Source organism: Rhodoglobus sp. G.S.4 (genome assembly GCF_056619605.1).
Genome location: NZ_CM152748.1, coordinates 2,286,425 through 2,313,150 on the forward strand (window position 1 = coordinate 2,286,425; position 26,726 = coordinate 2,313,150).

A 26,726-nucleotide genomic window follows, 5' to 3' on the forward strand; every position below is an offset into this window, starting at 1 on the left:
GTCATGTTTGTTAGTAAACTTTACGAACTAAAGATCCGCAACCCTCGCGACAGAATTGTTATCAATCGCTCGCGCGAACGCGAACACACCTCTCAGAAGAACACCAGCCTCTCAACAGGCTTGCTCGGGCATACTGAACTCTCGACGATCTCTGGGAGCCCCATGCGAAGCCTCACCGACAACAAGACCGCCGCCGCACTCTTTGCCGGTGTCACGCTGGTGGGAGCGCTCTCCGCGTGCTCCTCCCCCGCCACAGGAACAGACGCTTCCGTTACCGAAGGCGCAACCCCCGCGACCAACGGTGACTACGCCGACGGCACCTACACCGAAACCGGCGACTACACTTCACCGAATGGTGCCGAGCAAGTCGAGGTCACCCTCACGCTTGCCAGCAACGTCATCACCGACGTAACCGTTGTCGGATTCGGCGAGAGCCCCAACTCCAAGCAATTCCAGGGCGAATTCATCGGGGGCATCGCAGATGAAGTTGTCGGCAAAAACATCGACGAACTCTCCGTAGATAAAGTAGCGGGGTCGTCGCTTACGAGCGGTGGCTTCAACAATGCGGTCGAGGCAATCAAGGCAGACGCCCTCGCCGAGTAAACAGTTCGATGCCATCGGCGCGCCCTGGCAGATCGATACGACCCAGCCGCTGAACGCTGAGGTCGAAACGGCCGTGCACGCACGCATCGACCGCTTCGACCGCACCTATTCGCGCTTTCGTGACGATTCTCTCGTCAGCACAATCGCGCGCACTCCCGGCAACTACCCTTTTCCCGCGGATGCACCACCGCTGTTTGAGCTCTACCGTCGGCTTTACGACGCCACCAACGGGGCAATGAGTCCCCTCGTCGGACGGGCGCTCGAAGAACTCGGCTACGACCGCACCTACTCCCTACGACCCACCGCAACACGCACCCGCATTCCCGAATGGAACGAAGCCCTCAACTGGAACGGCACCGAACTCACTACCCTCACCCCCGCCGTGCTTGACGTCGGCGCGGCAGGCAAGGGCTATCTCGTGGATCTCGTCGCCGCTGAACTGCGCGAACACGGCATCAGCGCCTCGACGGTGGATGCGAGTGGAGACATCCTGCACCGCGGCGAGACGCCACTCCGGGTCGCGCTTGAGCATCCACTCGACACCAGCAAAGCCATCGGCGTAGTGTCGATACAGAATCAAGCAATTTGCGCGTCAGCCCCGAACCGGCGAGCGTGGGCGGGGCTCCACCACATCCTTGATGCCCGCACAGGCCAGCCGACCGATCGGGTTATTGCTACGTGGGCCATTGCCGCCACAGCGCTAGAGGCCGACGGGCTTGCAACCGCACTGTTCTTCGCCGAACCGAAAACTTTGGCCCACGAGTTCGACTTCCACTGGGTGCGGATGTTGTCAAACGGACGAGTAGATTACTCGCCAAACCTCAACGGAGAATTGTTCTTATGAAACGTTGGCTCGATCACACTCTCGGCGCCATTGCGATGTACAAAATCGTGGTCATGTCCCTCGTGGTCATCGCAGTGGCCGGTATCGCGCTGTCGTTCTTCGATCTTGTCTCCCCTGACCCGTTCGCTCTGCTTGCCAGCCTGCCCGTCGCCGTCGCCTTCAGCTACGGCGCGAGCTGGATTGGCGCCAGAATCGTGCGGCAACGAGCTCATATCGAATCGTCGCTAATCACCGGGTTACTTGTCTTCTTCATCATGGCGCCGAGTCTTGAACCGGCTGGTCTGGTGGGAATAGCGCTCGCGTCGACCATCGCCGGCGCATCCAAATTTCTCATCGCATTCCGTGGGCGCCATATCTTTAACCCCGCAGCGATTGGCGCCTACGTTTTCATCTTTGCCCCACTGGGATTCCCCACCTGGTGGGTCGGCACACCACTGCTTCAACCTCTCATCGTTGTTGCCGCGTTTCTGATTCTGTATCGCACTCAGCGGCTTGATTTGGGACTCGTGTTCGTCGTCATCGCGGCAAGTATTCGCATAGGCCTCACGCTCGCGGGCGGCGGAACAATCATTGACGCGCTCAGCTTCACCTTCGCGTCGTCTCAACTCATTTTCTTTGTCGGATTCATGCTGAGCGAACCCCTCACCCTGCCGCCACGACGGTGGCAACGACTCAGCCTTGCCGTGCTCGTGGCCCTGCTTTTCGCCATCCCGTTCTCGATCGGCCCGCTCTACAGCGACCCGCTGCTTGCCCTCCTCATCGGCAATCTCGTTGCGTTTTTCTTCACCCAGCGCCGCACCATCCGGATGACGCTCACTGAGACCGAACAGATCGCCCCAGGCACGTGGGAACTCACCTTTGCCCCGCACCGCCCCATTACGTTCCGTGCCGGTCAATACATCGAGTTGTCTCTTCCGCACGCCAGAGCAGATTTCCGTGGGGTTCGCCGCTACTTCACTATTTCGTCTGCTCCGGATGCCGGGGCGACGCTGTCTGTCACTTTCACCGCACCAGAAAATGCGAGCAGCTTCAAGGCTGCACTCCTCGGCCTCCCGCGGGGATCACAAATCAACGCAACCGGAATTTGGGGAGACTTTGTCTTGCCCCGGGATACTGCCGAACCCCTCCTTCTCGTCGCTGGCGGCATAGGAATAACTCCCTTCGCGAGCCAGCTTGCCCACGCTCATCGTCAAGACGAAGGCCGTGATGTCGTCGTCGTGTATGCCTCGTCACAGATCGGGCAACTGCCGTTTGCGCAATTGCTGACCGAGGTGGGAGTGCGTGTTCTGGTCTTTGGACCCCAAGCAGCCACTGCACTTCCCACCGGGTGGGAGCACGGCGGGCCCGGACGCGTCAACGGGGCAACCCTCGCAAAACTTGTTCCCGATTTGAGCGATCGCCGCGTCTACCTTTCCGGCCCGCCAGCCCTCGTGAATGATCTCAAGGCTGCGTTGCGCGGCAACGCCGCCCGGCGCATCCACACTGACTATTTCTCGGGGTATTAGCGAGCCGACGTCACGCTCTTACTCGTCGCTGTTCGGGTGGCAGGCATCTCACGTTTGAGGCCGAGCGCGCGCAAGGCGTTGAGAATCGTCACCAGATCCACCACCTCTTGTAGTCCCGCTCCGACCACAGCGGGTAGCGCCCCTGTCATAGCGAACAGCATGAGGCCGATGCTGATAGCAATACCAATCCAGATGCTCTGCAGCGCAATGTGCACCGTGCGCTGGCTGACTTCGATTGCCGAAACGACCCGGTAAAGGTCATCGACCAGAAGCACGACGTCGGCCGATTCACTCGCCGCAGTCGACCCTTTCGCTCCCATTGCGATTCCCACATCGGCGGCGCCGAGCACGGGCGCGTCATTCACGCCGTCGCCCACCATTACGACGGGGCGAGGACTCGTCGCCTGCACGATGCGCACTTTGTCGTGCGGCAAGCACTCGGCATGCAGTTCGCTGATCTGCAGCTCGTCTGCGACTTTGCGCGCCGTTTGCTCTACATCGCCGGTGAGCATCAACGTGTTCTGGATGCCCAGCGCCCGCAGTTCGGTCAGAGTACGCGCTGCTTCCGGCCGCACGGCATCGCGCAGAATGATCGCCCCCGCATATTCCTGATCGATCCCGATATAGACCGCCGCTTCACCGCTCTGCAATTCCACGCGCGTGAGCCCGGGAGCGTGTCCTGCAACAAACGCTGGTTTGCCGACGGTAATAACGCTCGACCCGATGCGCGCTTGCACTCCATGCGTGGCGACCTCGCGAGCATCCACAACCTCCGCTAGAGCGAGCCCCCGCTCCTTTGCGGCGTCGACAAGGGATGCCGCAAGCACGTGCGAAGAATACTGCTCGGCTGCTGCTACCAGGGCGAGCAGTTCGTCGGCACTTAACGTGCCCGCCGGACGCACCTCTACGACAACAGGATGACCGCTCGTGAGGGTGCCAGTTTTGTCAAAGACAACCGTTTTTGCCCGGGACAGAATCTCGAGCGTTCCGGCATTTTTCACCACGACGCCATAGGTCGACGCGCTCGACATCCCCGCCATGAATGCAACGGGGGCAGCGATCAGCAGCGGGCACGGCGTCGCCACCACGAGAACTTCGGCGAACCGGACGGGGTCGCCCGAGATCCACCACGCGATCGCACCCAAGGCAATCGATACGAGAGTGAAGGGCACGGCGTACCGATCGGCAAGACGCACGATCGGCGCTTTGCTTTGCGTCGCTTCGGTGACGAGTTCGACGATTCGCTGATATTGGCTGTCGGATGCCCGTGCGCTCGCCTGCACCGTGACAGCTTCTCGCCCATTCACCGATCCGCTCAAGAGCACATCGCCTGCGACCTTGTCGACGGGCATGCTCTCGCCCGTCAACGATGACTCATCGACGGAAGTGGTGGCAGAAACGAGCACAGCATCCACTGGCACAATCTCTGAGGGGCGAACGACGAGTCGGTCGCCCACCTCGACCTCAGTGGCAGCAATGTCGATGATGTCGCCTGACTCAGTCACCTGGTGTGCTGTCTGAGGCACCCGGTTCAGTAACGCGTTGAGTTCTCGCTTCGCCCGCCCCGCCGCAAAGTCTTCGAGCGCTTCCCCGCCCGTGAGCATCAGTACGATGACGAGACTCGCCCAATACTCGCCGACAACTGCTGTCGCCACGATCGCCGTGACCGCGAGCACATCGAGACCAAACTGCCCACGCATGAACTTTCGAACCATGAAAACTGCCTCGCGAGCAGCAATCACAAGTGCGTAGAGGGAAAGCAGCCACGGAACGATGCCGGATGCTGGAGTCCAGTTAAGCGCGAGTCCCACCACGCCGACCACGACTGTGAGCGCGACGAGCGGGTAGCGGCGCACTGCCGCGCGAATAGTTGGCATGCCCTCGTTGTACTCTCATTCGCCGCATTCGGCCAGCGAGCACAGCCTGCCCTTAGCGGTGACGGCTGAGGGGCGCCCTCCTCAGAAGACCGCTAGACGGCGACTGACTCAGACGAGCCGGTGCGAGGCTCATCCCCAGAAATCTTTGCGGCTAGCACCCCGACGAGGGTCGCGACCTTGCCTGGGCTCTCCCAGTACTGCGCTGAATCTCCCTTGACGTGGATGAGAACAACCGAAGGATCGGTCTCGCCGCCCTCGAACCACACATCGGTAAACGTGTTCCAGAGTTCCGCCTTCTTCGCCTGATCACGAACGACCTCAGCTGAGCCTGCGAGCGAGAGCCACTGCGAGGAGCCGGAATATGAAACGTTGACGTGCGGGTGTGCCTCAAGCTGCTGCACAGCATCCGCATTCTCGGAGGCAAGGAACCAGCAGTCTCCGTTGAAGTCCGCTTCCTGCACTGTCATCGGGTGACTGTGCAGGGCGCCGCCAGCTTCGGCCGTGGTCAGCATCGCGATTCGCGTGCTCTTCATGATGGATCGGATGGCGTCGAGTTGGTCTGCTGTTGCATGGTCGTGAGATGACATGGTGTCTCCAATTCGTCCACGGTTGCGCAATTGTGCTGCCCTTCGACCGTATGCAGCGAGTCTCCACGCCACCCGAGTGCTAGCCGAACGTTGAATGAGAGCGCGAGTTGCTATCGCGCATCGCCACTCCCGTGAAACAGGGGCAGTTAGCCGTTCTTGTTGCCCTTGTCGTCCTTCTTGTCGTCTTTGTTGCCCTTGTCGTCTTTGCCGTTGCCGTTGTCGTTCGACGGTTCCGCGGTGGGTGTCGGAGCAGGCAACGCCGCAGTTAGGTCTGCGCGCACAAGATCGAGTGAGGCTTGAATTCGAGCACTCCGCTCAGCCCCAATGGCACCGGTCGAGGTGTTTTCATTCAATTGCTCTTGGAGCACATCGAGGGCGACCAACGCCGCAGCGGGATCACCCGCCGCGGCCGCATCAGTCACGTCCGCCACCGATGATTGCAACAGCGATGCCGCATCGAGATCAAATTCTGGCGACGTTGGCGCGCACGCGCTCAATGACACGGTGAGCAGAACTGCCGCGCATGCAGCAGCGATCCGAGGGGTCCGGAACGTTAAGAGATTCATGGCTCCACACTCTCTTGAAGCTGTTGAAGATGGGTTCCCAATGGCCCTGGAACCGCCGGATAGTTAGGGGATTGCGGATCTGACTGGGTAGCCGGTTGATTCTGGGTATTCGACCACGCGACCGCTCCTACAGTCAGCACAAGAACGATAGCCGCGACGATACTGAAGGCCTTGACGCTTTCACGCTTGAGCCTAAACTTTCGTTTCGGCGGCGCCGCTGCAGAGGAGGAGGTGGCTGCCGGTGACGTCGATGGCGAAGAAACCGAGGTGGGCGAACTCGCCGGCACCGCCCAGGCCTCTGTCGCTTGAGTATCGACGCGGGTATATGCCTTGGTAGCTGCGAGCTCTGTGGCTGCGAGCTCCGCGGTTTCGAGCTCTGTTGCCTCATTCGCCTCATCTCGAGGCGGAACGAGCGAACGGGTCGGCACCACTTCGATCGTGTGCACGCCCTCCATCGAGAAGGCAAGCGCCCGCAGTACAACCGCGACGTCCATCGGAAGCGGACGCTGCTCAGCATCCAGAGCCGTCATGTTCACGAGCACGTCTCGCCACTCTGAGGTGAGAGCATCCGAAACCCGTGGTGACGTGTTCAGTCGTGCAGCGATCGTCTCGATTGCGGTTCCCGGAAAGGCGTCTTCGCCCGTCAACGCTTCGTGCAAAACGAGACCGAGCGAATAGACATCGGATGGCCCCAACGCTTCACTACCTCGCGCTTGCTCAGGGCTGAGGTAACTCGCGCTACCGATGATGGTTCCCGTCGACGTCATTTTGGCGCCGTCAACAAGTCGAGCGATGCCGAAATCTGCAAGCTTTGAATGAAACTGGCGGTCAGGAAGTTCTGAACTCGCCAGCAAGATATTGGCGGGTTTGACATCCCGGTGCACGATTCCCCGAGCGTGCATGTAGTGGAGCGCTTCGGCAATGTCGGCGCCGAGATGCGCGACCAGTTGCGCCGGCAAGGGCGCTGTCATCACTTCACGCAGGTTGGGCCCATCCACGAACTCCATGACAAGAAACACGCGATCTGCGACGTCAGTCGGCTCCGTTACCGCGTCGAAAAGGGTCACTAAGGCGTGATGATTGAGAGCCGCGAGAGTCTCGACCTCGTTGCGCTGTCTGCGGAACTCATCCGGATCGGCCATTCCTGGCAGCATCAGCTTGAGCGCAACTTCTCGGGGAAGAGATTCGTCGAGGGCGCGGTAAACCGAAGCCATTCCACCGCGACCGATCAGCTCTGTGATGCGATAGCGGCCGCCGATCACCGTGTCGATGAGCGCGTCATCCGACTGCGAGGATGAGCGAGAACGTTTGACTGTTGGCACGCGAACCCCCTTAGTTGTGCTCGGGAGAGCTTAGACCAGTTCTCTGGGACGCTAGCGATGGTGGACGCCAGCTCCCGCCAGCACGGCCGTATAACCTTCGCGGTAGCTCGGGTAAGTGAACGAGAAGCCCGTGGCTCTCAGAAGATCATTGCGGCACCGCTTGCCTTGCCCCCGGCCATCACTCGTTACGTCAGCGCTCAGCGGCGGCACCGGGCGGCTGATGCTGCGAGCCAAGAATTCGATGATCTCGCGTTGATCGCTTGGCTCATCGTCCACTCCGATGTAGAGGCTGTCGGGTGATGTCGTCATGGTGGCAAGGTGCACGATAGCTGCTGCGGCATCATCGCGATGAATCAGATTGGTGAACCGCGGCGTTGGCGACATCGTTTCGCTGCCCTCGCGAATGCGGTCAATCTGCCGCGTGCGACCGGGGCCATAGATTCCCGACAGTCGCAGAATGGTGGAGTTCTCGACGCTCTCGGCCAGCAGCAATTCGGCTTCGCGCAAGACGGATGCTGTGCCCGAGACCGGGTCGGCCGGCGTCGACTCATCGACCCAAGAACCATCCTCGATGCCGTAGACGGCGGTTGAGGAGACGTAGATCACTCTCGGCGCAACCGCACAGTCTGCTCGAATCGCGGCGGCAATGTTGCGCACGCTTTCGACGTAGGTGGCACGATAGCCGTCTGGCGTTCGCGCATCCGGGCTCACCGCAATCATGACCACGCTGGTGTCTGAGGGCAGCGTCGGAACCTGCACGGACAGGTCAACTGATTGCCCAGTGATCTCCGGGGGCAGTTTTTCAACCGAACGTCGCAATCCCATGACCGGATGCCCCAACGCCGCAAATCGAAGACCGGCCTCTGTACCGAGGTCGCCGCATCCTGCTAGAACAATGGTCATTGATGTCTCCTTACGCCGCACCGATTGGCGCGCTCTCCAGCCCTGAGCGAGCGGGCGGAGAAGTCGCGGCTGAGGTCAAGCGTATCCAGAGAGACCTGTGTTTTTTCTTCCCTTGGAGTTAAACGAAAGAGCCCGGAAGCGGAAGCTTCCGGGCTCTTCATGAACAAGCTGACCTCAGTGAGGTGCAGCAACCCACGCGAGTCGCGCTAGCGCGACGGGCAGGTTACGCCAAGCGCGTTGCGAGGTTCTTGTCGAGCGTGTCGAGGAACTCTTCGGTGGTTTCCCACTTCTGGTCCGGTCCGACGAGCAGTGCGAGGTCCTTGGTCATGTGACCGCCCTCTACCGACTTGATGACAACGTCTTCCAGGGTCGAAGCGAACTCGATGAGCTCCTGGTTGTTGTCGAGCACACCGCGGTGAGCCAGTCCACGGGTCCACGCGTAGATCGAAGCGATCGGGTTAGTGGAGGTGGGCTTGCCCTGCTGGTGCTGGCGGTAATGACGAGTCACTGTTCCGTGAGCTGCCTCTGCTTCAACAACCTTTCCGTCTGGCGTAGCCAGAACGGACGTCATGAGGCCGAGCGAGCCGAAGCCTTGAGCTACGGTGTCGGACTGTACGTCGCCGTCATAGTTCTTGCAGGCCCAGACGTAGCCGCCCTCCCACTTCATGGCCGAAGCGACCATGTCGTCGATGAGGCGGTGCTCATAGGTGAGGCCGGCAGCTTCGAACTTGTCCTTGAACTCGGTCTGGAAGATCTCCTCGAAGATGTCCTTGAAGCGACCGTCGTAGGCCTTGAGGATCGTGTTCTTCGTCGAGAGGTACACGGGGTAGTTGCGCGTGAGGCCGTAGTTGAGGCTGGCACGAGCGAAGTCAACGATCGAGTCATCGAGGTTGTACTGAACCTGAGCGATTCCATCGCCCGGGGAGTCGTAGACCTCAAACTTCATGGGCTCTGAACCATCTTCGGGAGCGAACTCGACGGTCAGCTTTCCCTTGCCCTTGAAGCGGAAGTCAGTGGCACGGTACTGGTCGCCGAAGGCGTGACGGCCGATGATGATCGGCTTGTTCCAGCCCGGAACGAGACGCGGGATGTTCGAGATGATGATGGGCTCGCGGAAGATAACGCCACCAAGGATGTTGCGGATGGTGCCGTTAGGGCTGCGCCACATCTTCTTGAGGCCGAATTCTTCAACGCGGGCTTCGTCGGGGGTAATGGTTGCGCACTTTACGCCAACACCATGCTTTTGGATGGCGTGAGCCGCATCAATGGTGATCTGGTCGTCGGTGGCGTCGCGGCTTTCAATGCCGAGGTCGTAGTACTCGAGGTTGACGTCAACGTAGGGATGGATCAGGGTTTCCTTGATCCGGTGCCAAATAATGCGCGTCATTTCGTCGCCGTCGAGTTCGACGACGGTGCCTTCTACCTTGATCTTGGACAAGCTTTGCTCCTTAGTTAGTGGCCTCTACCAGCTTACTCTTTTTCTTAAGTATCTCGACATCGAGATACCTTGGCGCATCTGTCTACCGCGGGTTAGCCTGTATCTATGGGTGAGCTACGACTTGAAGAATTATCGGCAAACACCATTGTTGCCGCCAACAATCTCTCGCTACGTCGCGGTCAAGAGCAATTCGTCACGCCGCCCTCGTACGCGATTGCGGATGCTTTCATCGATCCGCTGACGTCGTGGCCCCGAGTCGTTCTTGACGGAGACAAGGTCGTTGGGTTCATTCGCGGCAACTTCGACCCCAACGCTTCGCAAGAAGAATTTCGCAGCTGCATCTGGCGGGTTAGCGTCTCCGGTGATGCTCAGGGCGAAGGCGTTGGCCGGTTTGCGGTGAAGGCTCTCGCCGAAGAGGCTCGCAGTCGTGGCTTCGATCGAGTCACGGCAATTTGGGAAGAGGGCGATGACGGCCCCGAAAAGTTCTTCCTCAAGGTCGGCTTTACGGTCGTTGGAGAAACCCAATATGGCGAAAAGCTGGGCGAGTACACCCTCTAGACCCCTCGTAGTGCCCGCGTAGTGCTTTCGCGGACGTGGCACCGCATAGTCGGCAGCGCCCAACATCAGGAAGCGATCTCGTGAACACCCTCAACGACGACTTCGTGAGCCGTGTGCTTGCGGTAGTCGAGGCAATTCCTGAGGGTCGCGTGATGACCTATGGCGATGTTGCGGCGACAATCGGCTCCCGCGCGGCGCGCGGCGTTGGCACCGTGATGGCCCGCTACGGTTCAAACGTGGCGTGGTGGCGCGTGATTCGTTCGGGCGGGCATCCGCTGATCGCTCATGAGGACCGCGCGCTCGAACACTATGAGTCCGAATCAACACCGCTCAGCTGGATGCCAGACGGCAGCTATCGCATTGACCTGCGGCTGGCACGCTTCCGGCCCTAGCCGCCGCCCTCCCCTCTGGGGTGCGGCGACTAGGGTTCACTGCGAAAGCGCTCTACACGAGCGAGTCACGCCAGGCCGCGTGCAACTGCGCGAAGCGCCCAGTTCCGGAGATCAGATCCTGTGGAGTGCCATCTTCGACGATGCGGCCATGCTCCATGACGAGAACACGGTCAGCGATCGCCACCGTCGAGAGGCGGTGGGCGATGATGATGGCCGTGCGATCGGAGAGCAGCGTCTGGAGGCCAGCCTGCACGAGACGCTCACTCGGAATATCAAGTGAAGCCGTTGCCTCATCCAGAATCAACACCACCGGGTCAGCAATGAACGCTCGCGCGAACGACAACAGTTGTCGTTGCCCGGCGCTCACTCGCCCACCACGCTTATTCACGTCAGTCTCATAACCGTTGGGTAGCGCTTCGATGAACTCGTGAGCACCAACCGCTTTAGCGGCCTTGATGATCTCTTCTCGAGTGGCATCGGGCTTGCCGAGGGCAATATTGTCTGCAACGTTTCCCGAGAACAGATACGCCTCTTGCGTGACCATCACGATCGCGCGGCGCAGATCTTTGGGGTGCAGTTTGCGCAGATCAACACCGTCGAGAGAAACGGTGCCCTCGCTGGGGTCGTAGAAACGTGAAATCAGCTTGGCAAGGGTCGACTTTCCCGCACCAGTGGTTCCCACCATGGCCACCGTTTGACCGGCGGGAAGCTCAAGATCGAACTTGGGCAGAATCACCTTGTCGGAGTTATAGGCAAACTCAACACCGTCGAACTTCACGGTTCCGCTTGCCTTACGCAAATCAATCGGAGTCGTGGGGTCAGCAACGCTCGGCTGCTCTTCAAGAACACCAGAGATCTTCTCGAGCGCGGCCGCGGCCGACTGGTACGAGTTGTAGAACATCGCCATCTCTTGGGCCGGTGCAAAGAATTGCCGCGCATAGAGCAGCGCCCCAAGCAGGGCACCAATCGCGAGCTCACCCGTCGAGACGCGCAAGCCACCGATCAGCAGGATCATTGCCAGAGCAACGTTTCCGATGAGAACCAGACCCGGATCGAAAATTCCGAACAGTTGGATGACGCGGGCATTGGCATCCCGATAGTTCTCCACCAACCCACCGAAGTGTTCCCGGTTGCGCTCCTCCTTGCGGAAGGCCTTCACCGCACGAATGCCTGTCATCGTCTCAACAAACTGCACGATGAGTTTGGCTGAGGCCGTACGGGTTTCGCGGAAGTGCAATTGCGAACGCAACTGGAACCAGCGGGTGAGGAAGGCGAGCGGGATGAGGGCGCAGAACAACACGACACCACTCACCCAGTCGAGGGAGAACATCGCAATCGCAATGAACACCATGTACAGCGCACCCTGCACGAGCTGATTGATTCCCGAATCGAGCAGTTCGCGAATCGCATCGAGATCGCTCGTCTGTCGCGCAATGATGCGCCCAGAGGTGTAGCTTTCGTGAAACTCAAGGCTCAATCGCTGAGTGTGCAGGAACACTCGCTTGCGCAGATCGAAAAGGATCGCTTGGCTCACGCGTGCACTCAACACGGTGTACCAGGCGATCATCGTCGCGCCGGCGATACCCGTTATCAAGTAAGCCGCAACAGTGAGAACCAGCGGCACGCTGTTGCCATCAATGAGAGCAGGAAGGGCACGGTCAATGCCGAAAGCGATGAGTGCCGGGCCAGCTACCTGCGCTGCCGTGCTGACGACGACAACAGCCATCGTCAGAATGACGCGGGCGCGCAGCGGCGAGATCAACGATCCGAGTAGTCGAAGTGAGCGCTGCCGAATCTGGCGGCTCTCGTCTTTCGTGTAGTCGTTGCGCTCTTCTCCAGAGGTACCGAGAACACTCATGAGCGCACCTCCTGCTCTTCCTCTTCAAGACTGGATATGACGTACCGATAGTGACTGCTGGTCGCCAGCAGGTCTGAGTGTTTTCCGACCGCGGTGACTTTGCCATCTTCGAGAAGAGCGACGCGGTCGGCGAGCATGACGGTTGACGGCCGGTGGGCAACAATGAGTCCGGTTGTTGAGCTCAATACGCGGCGGAGTGCCGCTTCGACAAGCGCTTCGGTATCGACGTCGAGTGCCGATAGCGGATCGTCGAGCACAAGCACTGCTGGTTGCGCGGCCACAGCTCTGGCCAGTGCGAGGCGTTGACGTTGGCCTCCCGAGAGACTCAGCCCTTCCTCGCCGACCAGCGTGTCTAGCCCTGCTGGCAGGTTGTAGACGAAGTCCGCCTGCGCAATGTCGAGTGCAGACCGCAATTCTTCTTCTGTCGAGTCAGGGCGGCCCATCAGCACGTTTTCTCGCACACTCGATGAGAAGAGTGTTGCGTCTTCGAAAGCCATCGCTAGGTGGCGGCGAAGCTCAACGAGGGTGAGGTTGCGGATGTCGACTCCGTCGATGGTGATCGCGCCCTCGGTGACATCGTAGAGACGAGTGGTCAACGCCGTAATGGTCGACTTGCCTGAACCTGTCAGCCCGACGAGGGCCATCGTCTCCCCCGGTTCGATACGGAGATTGATCCCGTTGATGAGGTCGGGAACGTTCGCCGGCGAATCGGGGTACCGGAAGTGCACGTTCGTGAATTCGAGCAATCCCTTGCTCTCCGTGATCGTTTCGGGATTCTCGGGGTCGGTGATGGGATTCTCCGAATCCATCACTTCGAAGAAGCGGTCGGCAGCCGTGCGAGTATCGAAGGTCATCGACAGCAGGAAGCCGATCGACTCCACAGGAAAACGCAAGACGGTCGCTGTGGCAAAGAAAGCGACCAAGTCGCCGGCAGAGATGTTGCCCTGCACGACAAGCCACACGCCGCCAAGCAAACCAAGCGCAAACATCACGTCGGGAACAAGAAGCAACCACAGCCAGATACCCGCGATCGCGCGCGCCTTTTCAATCTCGGTGCCACGCAGACTCTCGGCCTGCGCCGAGAAACCAGTCAGCGCGTGATTGCCCCGCCCAAAGGCCTTCAATACACGGATGCCGTGCACTGACTCCTCCACAGCGGTAGCCAAGTCACCGGTTTGGTCTTGACTACGGCGAGCCACGATCGAGTACTTCTTTTCGAAGACGTAACCGTAAATCCACAGCGGAATTGACGTGACAATGAAGATGACGCCAAGCACCCACGAAATGTTGACCAGGAAGATGAGCCCGACGATGATCGTGAGCACGTTAACCACGAGCAGCACGAGGCCGAACGAAAGCCAGCGACGGATGAGGTTGAGATCGCTCACAGCGCGCGACAGCAGTTGTCCACTCGGCCACCGGTCGTGGAAGCTCACCGGCAGATGCTGCAGCGTCATGTAGAGGGTGTTGCGCATTCGGGCTTCAACGTGCGTTCCCGGCGTAAGCACGAAGAATCGACGCAGGGCGATCATGATCGCTTCGACAATTCCCAGCCCCAAGACAATGAGGAACGCGGGCCAAATCTGCGAAGAGTCCCCCGATTGCAGCGGACCGTCAACGAGCGAACGCAACACCTGCGGAATGAGCAACGCGACAATGCCCGCAGCAAGAGCAGCACTCATCCCCAAATAAATGTGCGGCATCGCCGGTTTGACATAGGGGTAAAGTCGGCGGATTGCCGCAAAGGTGCCGACGCCTTGTGAGCGCTCGGGCTTGACTGACTGTTGTGACACCGTGGTTCCTTGACGAGAAGGGATCGCCGCGCAGGGCGATCATGATTACTGCGGGTCGCGTCGGTTGCGACCGTGAACCGCTGCGATTGTCGGGGTCGACGCTAAGCAGACAGCTTTTTAGGATATGCCTGCCGCAGCGTATTCACAATCGTCAAACCACGATTTTCTGAAATTGGCTCAAATCAGCGAATGCGCACCGACAGGCACGTGACGCAGCCTTCCATTTTCTCAAACTCAGAAACGTCAACTGTGACAACGCGGTACCCGAGATTTTCGATGAGTGCCGCAGTCTTGGGTGCTGACGACGACATGAGCACAGCATCATCCGACAGCACAACAACAGCGGCACCTTCAGCTTCGGGAACTGCCAAGAAGCGATCGTAAAGGTCAACATTGTCGACCAGGGCGGGGAAACCGATCACCGTTCCATCAGGCAGAGCAGTGACACCACTCTTCAGATGAAGAACCTTCTCCACGGGAACAGCGATCACCGTGTAGCCAAGAGGAGTAACAAGAGCACGAAGCTGACGGATGCCCTCAGCATTCGTTCGCCCACCGCGACCGACGTACACGGTAGATCCGACCTTGAGCACGTCACCACCATCGAGCGTGCCAGGCGAAGTGATCTCGTGCAGTTCGAGAGGCAAAGCGGAAACGCTTGCCCGCACTGCGTCAATCTCGGCCTGACGGCTTTCAGCGCCGGGGCTTGTGAGCACTGCGACATCTCCGAAGATCACCACAGTGTCTTCAATGAAGACAGAATCGGCGAGCTCATCGGCAGCGGCTACCTCGATTGTCTCGAAACCGTTGGCCCGAAGAGCCTCAACATAGCCCTCCCACTGGGTGTCAGCGAGGTCAGCATCGACCGGAACCCGGTCAAGGTGCGTCAGTTCGCCCTCGGCCATGCGCGAAGACGGTGCGCGAACCAGAGCGATCAACTGAGTCGGCTGAACGGCAGTCACAGTGAAGGCGTTCCAGACCCGGCGGCCCACCGTGATCGCGGCAATGATAGTGACGACAACGAAGATCAGGTTCGTGCCGATCAACGTCGCGAGAATGAACGTAAATGCTTCAGCATTCAGTTCTGCTCCCGTCGCAATGATGCCGAGGGCAGTGCCAGCAACCGCCGAGACGACACCAAGCACGAGGCCAACAACGGCTGCCGTGAACCAATAACGGTGAATCGCCAAGGCTGAAACAAGCGAATACAACACGAAAAGCACCAGTGCCATCGGCAAGAAGTACTCAGCAATAGCTGGCAGATTCGTTGCCGATGCCCCATTCGCCGTGAAGAACGCCAAACCTGTTGCCAAGTAGACGGTGCCAGCGACGGCAATTCCTGAAACAAAAGCTGCGCCGAAGCGCCGACCAACACTAATCATGGTCCCCAACATATCGGTGAAATTATATGGATTTGCCCTACGCGAAGTTCGCCCCGCTTAGTGGAAGAAGTGACGCTCACCCGTGAAGTACATCGTGACGCCAGCTTCGATCGCAGCAGCAATCACTTCTTCGTCCCGAATCGATCCGCCCGGCTGAACAACCGCACGAACACCAGCATCAAGAAGCAACTGCAAACCGTCGGCAAAAGGGAAGAACGCGTCACTCGCCGCAACCGAACCCTTGGCACGATCACCGGCACGCGAAATTGCCAACTGGCACGAGTCAACCCGGTTAACCTGGCCCATACCCACACCAACGGATGCTCCGCCATCAGCCAACAAAATCGCGTTCGATTTCACAGCACGCACCGCTCGCCACGCAAACTCAAGATCGGCGATGGTCGCGGCATCAGCGGGGTCGCCTGCCGCAAGCGTCCACGTCGAAGGCGCAGCGAAGTGGTTATCGAGTTCTTGCACAAGCATTCCGCCCGAAATCTGGCGAAGCTCACTGCCCTCACGCGCATAACCCTCAGGCAATTGCAGCAAGCGCAGATTCTTCTTCGCCTGCAAGATCTCTAACGCTTCAGGTTCGAAACCAGGAGCAACAACAACCTCGGTGAAAATCGGCGAAATCGATTCTGCGGCCGCCTTCGTGATGATGCCATTTGCGGCAATAACTCCGCCATAGGCCGAGATGGGGTCGCAGGCGTGCGCCAAAACGTGAGCTTCTGCGATGGTCGCCGCAGTGGCGATTCCACACGGGTTAGCGTGCTTGATGACCGCGACGGCGGGAGTCTCGTGGTCGTAGGCGGCGCGCAGAGCGGCGTCGGCATCCACGTAGTTGTTGTATGACATTTCTTTGCCACCAAGCTGGGTAGCCTGGGCGATTCCGCTGGAGCGAGCAATGCCATAGAGGCCCGCCTGCTGGTGCGAATTTTCGCCGTAGCGCAGTACCGCGAGCTGGTCGGCAGCAACATCGATGTGCGTCGGGAAGGTAGGGGCGGATGCCGCGGCATCCGATTCGCCGAGCAGTGCGCCGGTCAGGAACCACTGCGAAACGGCGGTGTCATAGGCAGCAGTGTGGGCGAAGGCCTGCGATGCGAGTGCATATCGCTGTGCAAAAGTCGTGCCGTCGCCAGCAGCGGCCGCAATGATTTCGTTGTAACTGTCTGGGCTCGTGACGATGGCAACATTGGCGTGGTTTTTGGCCGAGGCACGCACCATGGCAGGGCCGCCGATGTCGATCTGCTCGACAATGTCGGCGGGAGCGGCCCCCGATGCAACGGTCTCGACGAAGGGGTACAGGTTCACGACGACGAGGTCGAATGCCTTGATGCCGAGTTCTTCGAGTTGAGCTTCGTGCGACTCAAGTCGGAGGTCAGCAAGGATGCCGGCATGCACGGCAGGGTGCAGGGTTTTTACGCGGCCATCGAGCGACTCGGGAAATCCGGTGACACTCGAGACCTCGGTGACTTCGTGGCCAGCAGCGGCGATCGTCTTGGCGGTCGACCCGGTCGAGACCAGCTCTACGCCGGCGGCTGCGAGCGCACCAGCAAGCTCAAGGAGCCCTGACTTGTCGCTCACCGAAATGAGGGCACGTCGGATCGGAACGATGTCTCGTTCGCGGAAATCGGCTGGGTTGTGGCTTGGGCCGCTCATAGGATTCAGAGTTCCTTTAGGTTGATGCGATTGTGAGCAATGTCTTCGATCGTCTGCACGAGGAGGCGGCGCTCGACCGGCTTAATCCGCGCGTGCAGGTGCTCTTCGGTGTCTCCCGGTTCGATTGCTACGCGCTCTTGCACGATGATCGGACCGCTATCGACACCGTTGTCGACCTTGATAACGCTGGCACCAGTCTGAGTAGCCCCGGCAGTGAGAGCATCCCGAACCGCATGAGCGCCAGGGAACTCGGGCAGATAGGCCGGGTGCGTGTTGATGATGTTTGGCGACAGCGCCTCGACAACGCGCGGCGGAAGCAGCTTCATGAAACCGCTCAGCACCACAAGGTCGGCATTCCACAATTGGATCTGCTCGAGCAGTTCATCGCCCCACTCTTCGCGACTAGCGAAGCTCGACATGGGCACGGTAAAGGTGGGGATGCCGTAATGCTCGGCATGATCGAGACCGTCGGCTGCGCGGTCGGCGCCCACCGCGAGGACGCGGGCGGGAAAATCGGCGCTTTCGGCCGCTTCGAGCAGGGCTGCGAGGTTAGACCCGCCCCCTGAGATCAAGACAACGAGTGTGAGCACAGACCCAGCCTAGCGTTGCGTGAAGCCGTCATCTGCCCGCTCCGGGCGAGCAGAAGTCAACAATCCGAGACCGGCAGCCACCGAGAACTCCACGAAGGCCCACGCCGAGACGATCCACGGCTGAGGGCCGACCTCGATGAGTCGCCCCGGCCCGGCAGAACCTGCCGAAGCCCACACGAGTAGCCCGATGATCGTCGCGGCTGTTGCCCCGATACCGAGCGCAACAATCGCCAGCTCGCGTCGACGAAGTTCGCCAGCGATGCGGGGGCCGAGAACAGCTGCCACCAAGAAACCGACGACGACGGGAGCGAGCAGCCCTACGTAACCAAAGGAGAAATCTCCCGTAGGTAATGCGCCGAACACCGGGATTGCCGGAATCGGCCCCAGAGCAGTCGCCAGTGGCGAGACGGTTGAGCCTGCGCCGATCGCGAAGCCGGGACCTACGAGCCATGACGTAGCCCAAAGCACAATGTTGGGTAGCAGCGCGATTTGCCCCAGAGTCACCGCAACTCCACCAAGCACTTCGGTATGCAGGGCTTCATACAGACTGATGATTTCGGCATACGACGTGATGATCGCCAGCATGGTCGCGATGGAGGCAAGAGTCAGTAGCCCGGCCGCTGCGATCGCCCCACCTCGCAGCGAAGTAGCCAACACGGTGCGAACAGTTATGGGCCAGCCAAGAACCCAACGGCGTAAGGGGCCGACGGCGCGGCTCTTAGTAGTAACGACCTGGCTGCCGATGAAGAGTCCAACCGCGAACACCAGTGTTGGCAGCAGCGTGCCCTGCCAGAGCGAAGGATTGGCAACGGGATGCTGCGCCGAGAGGGTGACCACGAGCGACGCAAGCCCAAACGTGACGAGGGACGAAAGAGTGCCGAGTAGTGCGTGCGAGGTCTCCGCAACGCGGCGACCGGCACGAACTCCCAAAAGTACGGTGAGCAGCGAAAAACCTAACAACGCCATCGTGATTGTGACGGGGGTACTAGCTTCGGCGAAACCCAGCGATTGCGACACTGTCGGGTCCAAGACCACTGTGATATCGACTCCGTGGCCAACCAGCCAGATGTCGACGGCTCCACGCCAGAACACAGTCCAGTCGATTGAAAGACCGTAGTGGATGCCCCACAGGAGCGTCAGCGGAACCAGCGGTATCGCAATACCAATGGCGGCCACCAAGAGCGCCTCAAAGGCGGCGAAAAGGAGTGTGAGCTGGCGATTCATGTCGAACGTGAGCGTACCCGCACTCTCCGCGGCCGTGGTTGCGGCCTACCGCAAATACGCGATCTGTCAGGGAGCAATTGTCTCGCCCCACTGACGACTAAGGGCAGCTCGCGACTGGCAACCAGACTCACGACTCGGAACGGCTCGCCCAACCAACAACGGCCAGCCGCCTGTGGGGACGACTAGCCGTTGTTGTAGTGCGTGAGGTGTGTGCGCCTAGAAGACGATCCACACCCAATCGTTGCGACTCGTCGAGCCAGTCACATTGTCACCGGCTGGCATAAAGTCGGCCTTCACTTGGTGCAGCCCGCGATCGAGTTTCGGTAGCTTCACCGTCACCTTTCCGTTGTCGGCTTCCCCCAGCTTGACAGTGTCGACCTTCTTGCCGTCAACAGTGATCTTGACGGTTCCAGTGGGAGCCGCCTCCTCACCTGTTGCTACTCGGATGCTCGCACTGACCGTGTTCCACGAGAATGCGATGTGACGGCTCACCGACAGGCTAACGCTCGAGCTGTAATTGATCATCACAGCTTCAGAGGTCGCACTGGCACTCGGCACATCCTTCTTGCTCGTGGTGACAACGACAGTGATCGCCTTGCCCTCATCCGCTTTCGTGACCGTGTACTTGCGCTTGTCAGCACCAGCAATTGCGGTACCGTCTGCCTGCCACTGGTAGCTGAACTTCAGTCCGTCAACATCCCACTCGCCCGGATTCGCGGTGAGCTTTTTGCCAACGATGGGCTTGCCGGTGATCGACGGCAGCACGGTGTTTACCGGAGTACCGGGAACAACATCCTCTTGAGTAACTACCTCAAGTGCTGTCACCGCACCGGTGTCGCCGTAGCTGATGAGACCGAGGTAGCTCGTGAAGGGCGCGAGGCCTTCCCACGATGCCGTGTACGTCGCCGGTTCACCCTGCACGCCCGAGAGCACTGCCGGGGTCAATCCGAGTGGCGCACCAGCTCCAGGGACCACCGCGAAGGTCCGGACGTCGAACGCTGTCGATGGGTTCGCGGCATAGACCGAAGCGATCACCAGGTAGTTTCCCGGGGTCGGATCAGCAAGGTTCACTCGCTCATCCGCATCGCCTGTGGCCGACTGCCAGCCCGCGATCGGTGTTCCCGCATCGTTGAGCAGGTACACGATTAGGTCGAGGTCGGCCGTGTCATCGATGGAGTCGAGATCGAAGCGCGCATAGGTCGTACCCTCCGGCACGATCATTGTGTACTCGAACTCATCACCGCTGGAACCCGAACCCGAGTGCTCGGTTTCGACTCCCGTTGGGTCTTCATAGAAGACTCCAGCAGTCAGCCCGGTCGAGGTCAGCGGGATGTCGCCGGTTCCACCAGGAGTGACGGTGATGTCAACGGCGCCGTACGTTCCGGTTCCGCTAGCTGACGACGGTGCCTCGATCGTGACGGGGCGCACTGCGATGGGGCTGTGCGCGACTGTGTCGCCGCTGGTCCACGTAAGCGAGCCAGTGGTGAACTGGTCGAGCGGAGCATCCGTTCGGCTGAATGTCACTTCGTAGCTCTGAGTTTCACCGGCAGCACCGAAGGTCAGTGTTGATGGTGAGACGGTTGCGTCGATTCCCGGTACTGAGATTGATGCTTCGAAGGTGCCCGCCTGAGTGGAGGTCACGGTACGAGTAATCGTCTCTGGTGCCGTCAATGAACCGATACCAATCGATGCCAGGTTGAGATTGCTGGGATCAATCGCGACGACCGAGGGGTCGAGCACGTCGTAGCCGGCGCCCTCGATGTAGGACAGCCAATCGCCGATTCCGTTCAGGTAGAGCAGGCCAGGTTCAAAGAACTTGGTCGGATCAATGTGGCCAGCGCCCTGAGTGAACGGATCGGTGACGGGGTTGCCGTCCCCATCAACCGTGTCGTAGGCGGTAGTCATGAACGCTGACTTGATTTCCGCTGGTGTCGCGTTGGGACGCTCGCCGAGGTAGAGCGCGGCGAGACCGGCCACATGGGGTGATGACATCGACGTACCAGACAGGAGCTGGAAGGTCGGTTCTGCACCTTCAGCATTAGCACCGGCGGCGAGGATTCCCACGCCGGGTGCCGAGATGTCTGGCTTGACGATGTCGCTGCCGTCAGCCTCGACCGGTCCGCGTGACGAGAAGCCAGCGACCTGTGGTGTCGGCGGCTGGTACGCCGTTTCGTTGCCCGGCGTGAAGGTTGCCGTTGCACCCTCAGTTGCCGCATAGGCGATCACTTGATCGTGGTAGCGAGCATCCAAGTGCACTGTGGGGATCACGTGGGTGTCGAGGTCTGTCGAGCTCGGCGTGACGTTTACCAGGATCGCGCCAATACCGCCGGCGCGTGCAACCTCTGCTGACTTATCGACGCGGGCAATTACGCCGCGTTCGCAGACTACGATTTTTCCGGTGACGAGCGCCGGGTCGAGGGTGTCTGGCATGCAGAGATTGGGATCAACCGCACCGGCGAGAGCGACAGCCGCCGCATTGACGAGTTCACCCGTCAACGGTTCAGCTGCAGGGTCGAGGTCGACCGTGATGGAGGCACCCGCAAATTCTTGGCCATCGCCGAGGGTGACGGTGGCTTCGTAGTTGGGGATGGTGCTGGCAGCAACCGTGGTGATCCACGGCGCTGCGTTGTCGAGTGTTGAGGCGCCTGGGCCGTCGTTGCCTGCAGAAGCAGCAACAAAGACACCGGCAGCGGCAGCACCCAAGAATGCTTGGTCGGTCGGCGATACGGTGCTGCTGGCAGCTCCTCCACCGATTGAGTAGTTGATCACGTCAACGCCATCGGCAACAGCCTGGTCAATTGCGGCCAGTAGGTCAGTGGATGCACAACCGTCGTCGGTCGTTGCGACCGGGTCTGGTCCGCTCCAGCAAACTTTGTAGGCGGCGATTTTGGCTGCCGGAGCGACGCCGGAGAAGTATCCAAGCGCGTTTCCGCCAACGGTGGCGTCAACTTCGAGGTTTCCTGCTGCGGTGCTCGCCGTGTGGGATCCGTGGCCATCTCCGTCTCGAGGAGACACGTATTCTCCAACGCTGGCGTCACCGAGGTTGCCCGCGCCGAAACCATCGACGAAGTAACGCGCGCTGATTACTTTTGTGGTGCAGTCATCGGCGGTGAATTGTTCGCCTTCGATGCACGCTCCGACAAAGGTTTGGCCATCGGCCTTCGCAAAGACGGTTGCGTCACCGTCGCGGTAGGGCGCCGCCCCCGGTGAGGTTCCGAGCGGGTCGCCAGCGAACGCGGGGTTCTCAGGGGCGAAGCCGGTGTCGAGAACACCAACAACGATGCCTTCTCCCGCAGTTTCTGCGCCGCCGATGGATGCCCACAGCCCGTCGGCGCCTTCCAGCCCGAGGAATTCAGTGGAGCGCTGCGCTGCCGTGATCTTCTTGAGTTCATCGGGCACGATCGAGGCTACAAGCTTGTTTGATGAGAGCTCGACAGCCTGAGCGGCTGTGAGGTCTGCAGCGAAGCCGTTAGTGGCAAGCGTGTAGGAGTATTCGATGTCGGCACCGACTGAGGCTGCGACATCGTCCTGTGTCTCTTGCAAGTATTCGGTGTAGTCCTGCACGACTTGTCGGCGGGGATTGAGCTGCTCACCGTCGGGTGGAGTTGTCGCGTCAAAACCGCGAACCCCGCCGTCGTAGGTTGCTGCAGCCTGATCCACCATGGTGACGATGTAACGTCCGGGGGTGAATTCAGTTTGGCCGCCGCCACCAATGGATGCTGGTGCAGCTGTGGCGCCGAGTGCGGCGCCCGTAACCAGGGAAGTGGCGACGAGTGTTGTCGCGGCCACCGCCGATATGACTCTTCGAATGCTCACGAATGTTCCTATTCTTCGCTGAATGGGACTACTAATTTGGTCATGCGTTGTCGGCGGTCGGGCACTCGCCAATTGCCACTATAGGGGCGGTCTACCCCTTTATAGGGGGCCCCTGTTACCCCATCGTTATCAAAACGTGACACATTGTCCACTCTTTGGGGGACGAGGAACGAGTCGTCTCTGGTAATTGAGGCGAAAGAATGCTGTCGCAGAAAACCGCCATCATCCATCGAGGATGACTCATAATGGGATTATGAAGTCCGCGCCGATTTACGTTGAAATCGATATCGCCGCAGACATCGACACCGTCTGGCAACTCACCCAAGACACCGACGCTCATGCTCGCTGGGATTTGCGCTTCAGCCGCATCGCCCCTACCGAAACGCTGGATAGTGATGGCTACCGTTTTCGCTACGAACGCCGGATGCCCTTCCATACGATCGTGGGCGCGGGCACCACACGAGGTGAGATCACCAGACCAGACGGCACGCGCACCTCCGCTCTGAAATTCACCACCACGGATCGCCTCTCGCCGCTTGGCGACGGCCGCGGATACTGGCGCTATGTGCCCATCCCCGGCGGCACGCGCTTCATCACCGGCTACGACTACCAACCGGCCTGGGGCAGCTTTTTCGACCGCATCCTCATCAGGCCCGTCGTTGGCTGGCTCACCGCGTGGAGCTTCGACAGCCTGCGCCTGTGGGCCGAAAGCGACATCGAACCGCACTCACCCTTTGCCTTCTGGAAGCCCGGTCGTCCACAGGCTCGGCACTGTCGCCGCAGCCCACGACGCGGTCACGCCATGGATGATGCCCCCGCGACCCTCAACACTTTGGAGACACCGTGACTTCGATGTTCGCAACCGTTCTTGGCGATGACTTTGATCGGCTGCACCCGATGCTCCAGAAGCGCTTTGGAGTCGGACTTGAGGCGAGCTACGGGGTTGTTGGCACGGGCACCATGTCGAGCATCCGTCGTGGACCGTGGTGGACGGTTCCGTTCTTGTGGATCGGGTGGTTTCGCAACATCCTGACGCCAGATATCGGCGACAACGTTGCCTTTCGCATCGAGAACTATCCCTACCGTGACCCGTTTGGCCGCGAAACTGTCACTTTCGTGCGCGAGTACTCGGTGCGGAGGAAGCCAACGCGTTTCGACGCGACAATGGTCCTCAACACCGCCGGCGACCGCATAGTTGACTACTTGGGCACGCATCAACACTTGGCCGTCGATCTCGACCTTGCTGTCACTGAAAATGGTTCCCTGCATTTGAGGTCGGATGCCCAACGCTTCTATGAGGGCCCGTTCGCGTTCCGCTTTCCCATGCTCTTCAGCGGTCGCGCCGACCTGACGGAGTCATTCGACGATGAGACTAACGAGTTCGTGATCTCTCTCGAAGTGCGCAACCGCCTGTGGGGGTTCCTCTTCGGCTACTCGGGTCGCTTCACGTGCGAGTTTCCGGAGGCCGCTGACGCCCCGCAGCGGCTCAAGCCCGTGAGGCACGAACACCGCGAGTAGCGCCAAAAACGACAAGCGCCGCTCGTCACGAAGACGAGCGGCGCTTGATCGTAGCGAAGAGTGCTTGCTACAGCTTCTGAAATCTACAGAGTTTCGAGAATTTCGCGCATGAGCTTGGCAGCTTCGGACGGCGTCTTGCCGACCTTCACACCGGCAGCTTCTAGAGCTTCTTGCTTTGCCTGAGCGGTTCCGGCTGAGCCAGAAACGATCGCACCGGCGTGGCCCATGGTCTTACCTTCGGGGGCTGTGAAGCCAGCAACGTAGCCGACTACGGGCTTCGTGACGTGAGCCTTGATGTACTCAGCGGCACGCTCTTCAGCGTCTCCACCGATCTCACCAATCATGACGATGGCCTTGGTCTCGGGGTCAGCCTCGAACGCTTCAAGAGCGTCGATGTGCGTGGTGCCGATGATGGGGTCGCCACCGATACCGATTGCGGTCGAGAATCCGAGATCACGGAGTTCGTACATCATTTGGTACGTGAGCGTTCCCGACTTGGAGACGAGACCGATCGGGCCCTTGCCGGTGATGTTCGCTGGCGTGATGCCGACGAGTGCTTCACCTGGTGTGATGATTCCGGGGCAGTTCGGACCAATAATGCGGGTCTTGTTGCCCTTCTCCTGCGCGTAAGCCCAGAACTCGGCCGAGTCACCGACGGGAACACCCTCGGTGATGATGACGAGCAGTGGGATCTCAGCGTCGATAGCTTCGACAACGGCATCTTTGGTGAAGGCCGGAGGAACAAAAGCGATCGAAACATCCGCTCCCGTCTTCTCCATTGCTTCAGCAACAGTGCCGAATACGGGCAGCTCAACGTCACCATGAACGACTGTGGTGCCAGCCTTGCGGGCGTTGACACCGCCAACGACCTGGGTGCCAGCGGCGAGCATGAGAGCGGTGTGCTTGGTGCCCTCACCGCCGGTGATGCCCTGGACGATGACTTTGGAATCCTTGTTGAGGAAAATTGACATGCTCGGTTCCTTACTTCGCGGCGTTGGCGAGTTCGGCAGCCTTGGCGGCGCCCTCGTCCATAGAGGCGGCTAGTGTCACGAGGGGGTGGTTCGCTTCAGCGAGAATGGCGCGACCTTCCTCGACCTTGTTTCCGTCGAGACGGACAACGAGAGGCTTGTTTGCTGAGCTGCCGAGTTCTGCGAGCGCGCCCACGATTCCCTTAGCAACAGCGTCACAGGCGGTGATTCCACCGAAGACGTTGACGAACACGCTCTTGACCTGAGGGTCGTTGAGGATAACGTCGAGCCCGGCAGCCATAACTTCTGCGGATGCTCCGCCACCGATGTCGAGGAAGTTGGCTGGCTTCACATTTCCGTGGTTTTCGCCAGCGTAGGCAACAACATCCAGCGTCGACATGACGAGGCCGGCACCGTTACCGATGACACCAACTTCACCATCGAGCTTGACGTAGTTGAGGCCGTTAGCCTTCGCCTTCGCCTCGAGGGGGTTGGCTGCCGCTGCATCTTCGAGCGATGCGTGCTTGGGGTGACGGAAGTCAGCGTTCTCGTCGAGCGATACCTTGCCGTCGAGAGCAACGATGTCGCCGTCTTCGGTGATGACGAGGGGGTTGACCTCAACGAGAGTTGCGTCTTCGCCCTTGTACACGTCGTAGAGCTTCACGAAGACAGGGGCGACCTTGTCAACGAGCTCGGCCGGGAAGTTCGCAGCCTTCGCGATTTCGGTGGCCTTAGCGAGGTCAATGCCCGTGAGCGGGTTGATCTCGATCTTGGCGAGAGCTTCTGGACGCTCAACAGCAAGAACCTCAATCTCCACACCGCCCTCTACGCTGCACAGCGAAAGGTACGAGCGGTTTGCTCGGTCGAGCAACACAGAGAAGTAGAACTCTTGCGCGATGCGGGCGCCAGCGGCAACCATGACTCGCTTGACCGTGTGGCCGTTGATGTCGAGACCAAGGATCTGCTCAGCTGCAGCGAAAGCATCATCAGCGTTGTGAACAACCTTGACACCACCTGCTTTGCCGCGACCGCCGGTCTTGACTTGAGCCTTGACGACAACGGTTCCACCGATTTTTTCGGCTGCTGCTTTGGCTTCTTCTGGGGTGTCGGCAATCAGGCCGGCAAGTACTGGTACGCCATAGGACTCAAATACGTCTCTGGCCTGGTACTCAAATAGATCCACGCTGCTCATTCCAATCCGCGCGTAATGGTGAGTGGGGAAGGCGGCGAATCGGTGCCAAATTGGTCGGCTCCATGAGTCGCACGCCAATGGAAAAGCTTACCGTGCCTAAGGTTGTACGTTTTCCGATAGCGGGCTGTAGA

At 59.9% G+C, this 26,726-nt stretch carries 22 protein-coding genes; 7 read left to right on the plus strand and 15 right to left on the minus strand.

Annotated features, from left to right (window positions below; translation table 11 throughout):
• Positions 1-3: 3 nt before the first annotated feature.
• The 3 genes from AC061P_RS11290 to AC061P_RS11300 are packed head-to-tail and all read left to right on the plus strand — an operon-like array spanning position 4 to position 2,952.
• Entirely contained in the window at positions 4-603 is a 600-nt protein-coding gene (locus AC061P_RS11290; RefSeq protein ID WP_449647375.1) for an FMN-binding protein, read from the plus strand.
• Positions 563-1,447 carry an FAD:protein FMN transferase gene (locus AC061P_RS11295; RefSeq protein ID WP_449647376.1) on the plus strand — a complete coding sequence of 295 codons (885 nt, stop codon included), beginning with the start codon at positions 563-565 and terminating at the stop codon, positions 1,445-1,447. Before AC061P_RS11290 ends, AC061P_RS11295 begins: the two co-directional genes overlap by 41 nt.
• Positions 1,444-2,952: an FAD-dependent oxidoreductase gene (locus AC061P_RS11300; RefSeq protein WP_480391240.1), complete on the plus strand. Its 1,509-nt coding sequence runs from the start codon at positions 1,444-1,446 to the stop codon at positions 2,950-2,952. Before AC061P_RS11295 ends, AC061P_RS11300 begins: the two co-directional genes overlap by 4 nt.
• On the opposite strand, the gene AC061P_RS11305 is transcribed toward AC061P_RS11300, so the two are convergent.
• The 6 genes from AC061P_RS11305 to AC061P_RS11330 form a co-directional block, all read right to left on the minus strand.
• Positions 2,949-4,829 carry a heavy metal translocating P-type ATPase gene (locus AC061P_RS11305; protein ID WP_480391241.1) on the minus strand — a complete coding sequence of 627 codons (1,881 nt, stop codon included), beginning with the start codon at positions 4,827-4,829 and terminating at the stop codon, positions 2,949-2,951. The genes AC061P_RS11300 and AC061P_RS11305 overlap by 4 nt on opposite strands.
• Before the next feature lie 92 nt (positions 4,830-4,921).
• Entirely contained in the window at positions 4,922-5,416 is a 495-nt protein-coding gene (locus tag AC061P_RS11310) for a pyridoxamine 5'-phosphate oxidase family protein (protein WP_480391242.1), read from the minus strand.
• Between the two features lie 146 nt (positions 5,417-5,562).
• Positions 5,563-5,982 (minus strand): hypothetical protein, encoded by a 420-nt coding sequence (locus AC061P_RS11315; RefSeq protein WP_480391243.1) that lies wholly within the window; start codon positions 5,980-5,982, stop codon positions 5,563-5,565.
• Positions 5,979-7,304, minus strand: coding sequence for a serine/threonine-protein kinase (locus tag AC061P_RS11320; RefSeq protein ID WP_480391244.1), 1,326 nt, complete (start codon positions 7,302-7,304; stop codon positions 5,979-5,981). Before AC061P_RS11320 ends, AC061P_RS11315 begins: the two co-directional genes overlap by 4 nt.
• A 51-nt stretch (positions 7,305-7,355) precedes the next feature.
• Positions 7,356-8,207: an SDR family oxidoreductase gene (locus AC061P_RS11325; RefSeq protein WP_480391245.1), complete on the minus strand. Its 852-nt coding sequence runs from the start codon at positions 8,205-8,207 to the stop codon at positions 7,356-7,358.
• 223 nt (positions 8,208-8,430) lie between these two features.
• Complete coding sequence (locus AC061P_RS11330; RefSeq protein ID WP_480391246.1) at positions 8,431-9,645, minus strand: NADP-dependent isocitrate dehydrogenase; 1,215 nt, start codon at positions 9,643-9,645, stop codon at positions 8,431-8,433.
• A 105-nt stretch (positions 9,646-9,750) separates the two neighbouring features.
• Between AC061P_RS11330 and AC061P_RS11335 the strand changes: the two genes are divergently transcribed.
• Entirely contained in the window at positions 9,751-10,203 is a 453-nt protein-coding gene (locus AC061P_RS11335) for a GNAT family N-acetyltransferase (protein ID WP_449647382.1), read from the plus strand.
• Between the two features lie 80 nt (positions 10,204-10,283).
• A complete protein-coding gene (locus AC061P_RS11340; protein ID WP_449647383.1) occupies positions 10,284-10,595 on the plus strand; it encodes an MGMT family protein in 312 nt (103 codons plus the stop codon).
• 52 nt (positions 10,596-10,647) lie between these two features.
• Here AC061P_RS11340 and AC061P_RS11345 read toward each other — a convergent pair whose 3' ends face one another.
• From AC061P_RS11345 to AC061P_RS11375, 7 genes are all read right to left on the minus strand, one after another.
• On the minus strand, positions 10,648-12,453 hold the full coding sequence (locus AC061P_RS11345; RefSeq protein WP_480391247.1) for an ABC transporter ATP-binding protein: 1,806 nt from the start codon (positions 12,451-12,453) through the stop codon (positions 10,648-10,650).
• Positions 12,450-14,156: an ABC transporter ATP-binding protein gene (locus tag AC061P_RS11350; protein ID WP_480392179.1), complete on the minus strand. Its 1,707-nt coding sequence runs from the start codon at positions 14,154-14,156 to the stop codon at positions 12,450-12,452. The genes AC061P_RS11345 and AC061P_RS11350 overlap by 4 nt, the downstream gene beginning before the upstream one ends.
• Positions 14,157-14,428: 272 nt before the next feature.
• A complete protein-coding gene (gene ddaH, locus AC061P_RS11355; protein WP_480391248.1) occupies positions 14,429-15,628 on the minus strand; it encodes a dimethylargininase in 1,200 nt (399 codons plus the stop codon).
• A gap of 57 nt (positions 15,629-15,685) precedes the next feature.
• Positions 15,686-17,287 carry a bifunctional phosphoribosylaminoimidazolecarboxamide formyltransferase/IMP cyclohydrolase gene (purH, locus tag AC061P_RS11360; protein ID WP_449647386.1) on the minus strand — a complete coding sequence of 534 codons (1,602 nt, stop codon included), beginning with the start codon at positions 17,285-17,287 and terminating at the stop codon, positions 15,686-15,688.
• A 5-nt stretch (positions 17,288-17,292) separates the two neighbouring features.
• A complete protein-coding gene (gene purN / locus AC061P_RS11365; protein ID WP_449647387.1) occupies positions 17,293-17,877 on the minus strand; it encodes a phosphoribosylglycinamide formyltransferase in 585 nt (194 codons plus the stop codon).
• A 9-nt stretch (positions 17,878-17,886) separates the two neighbouring features.
• Positions 17,887-19,101 carry a cell division protein PerM gene (locus tag AC061P_RS11370; protein WP_449647388.1) on the minus strand — a complete coding sequence of 405 codons (1,215 nt, stop codon included), beginning with the start codon at positions 19,099-19,101 and terminating at the stop codon, positions 17,887-17,889.
• Positions 19,102-19,317: 216 nt separating this feature from the next.
• Positions 19,318-22,917, minus strand: a complete 3,600-nt coding sequence (locus tag AC061P_RS11375; protein ID WP_480391249.1) for a S8 family serine peptidase — start codon at positions 22,915-22,917, stop codon at positions 19,318-19,320.
• Positions 22,918-23,170: 253 nt separating this feature from the next.
• On the opposite strand from AC061P_RS11375, the gene AC061P_RS11380 reads away from it, so the two are divergent.
• Positions 23,171-23,764, plus strand: a complete 594-nt coding sequence (locus AC061P_RS11380; protein ID WP_449647390.1) for an SRPBCC family protein — start codon at positions 23,171-23,173, stop codon at positions 23,762-23,764.
• Between the two features lie 5 nt (positions 23,765-23,769).
• Positions 23,770-24,435: a DUF4166 domain-containing protein gene (locus tag AC061P_RS11385; RefSeq protein ID WP_449648200.1), complete on the plus strand. Its 666-nt coding sequence runs from the start codon at positions 23,770-23,772 to the stop codon at positions 24,433-24,435.
• Positions 24,436-24,518: 83 nt separating this feature from the next.
• Here AC061P_RS11385 and sucD read toward each other — a convergent pair whose 3' ends face one another.
• Positions 24,519-25,406: a succinate--CoA ligase subunit alpha gene (gene sucD, locus AC061P_RS11390; protein WP_449647391.1), complete on the minus strand. Its 888-nt coding sequence runs from the start codon at positions 25,404-25,406 to the stop codon at positions 24,519-24,521.
• Positions 25,407-25,416: 10 nt separating this feature from the next.
• The gene (gene sucC / locus AC061P_RS11395; RefSeq protein ID WP_449648201.1) at positions 25,417-26,586 is read right to left on the minus strand and encodes an ADP-forming succinate--CoA ligase subunit beta; all 1,170 of its coding nucleotides are present in this window, start codon (positions 26,584-26,586) and stop codon (positions 25,417-25,419) included.
• Between the last annotated feature and the right edge of the window lie 140 nt (positions 26,587-26,726).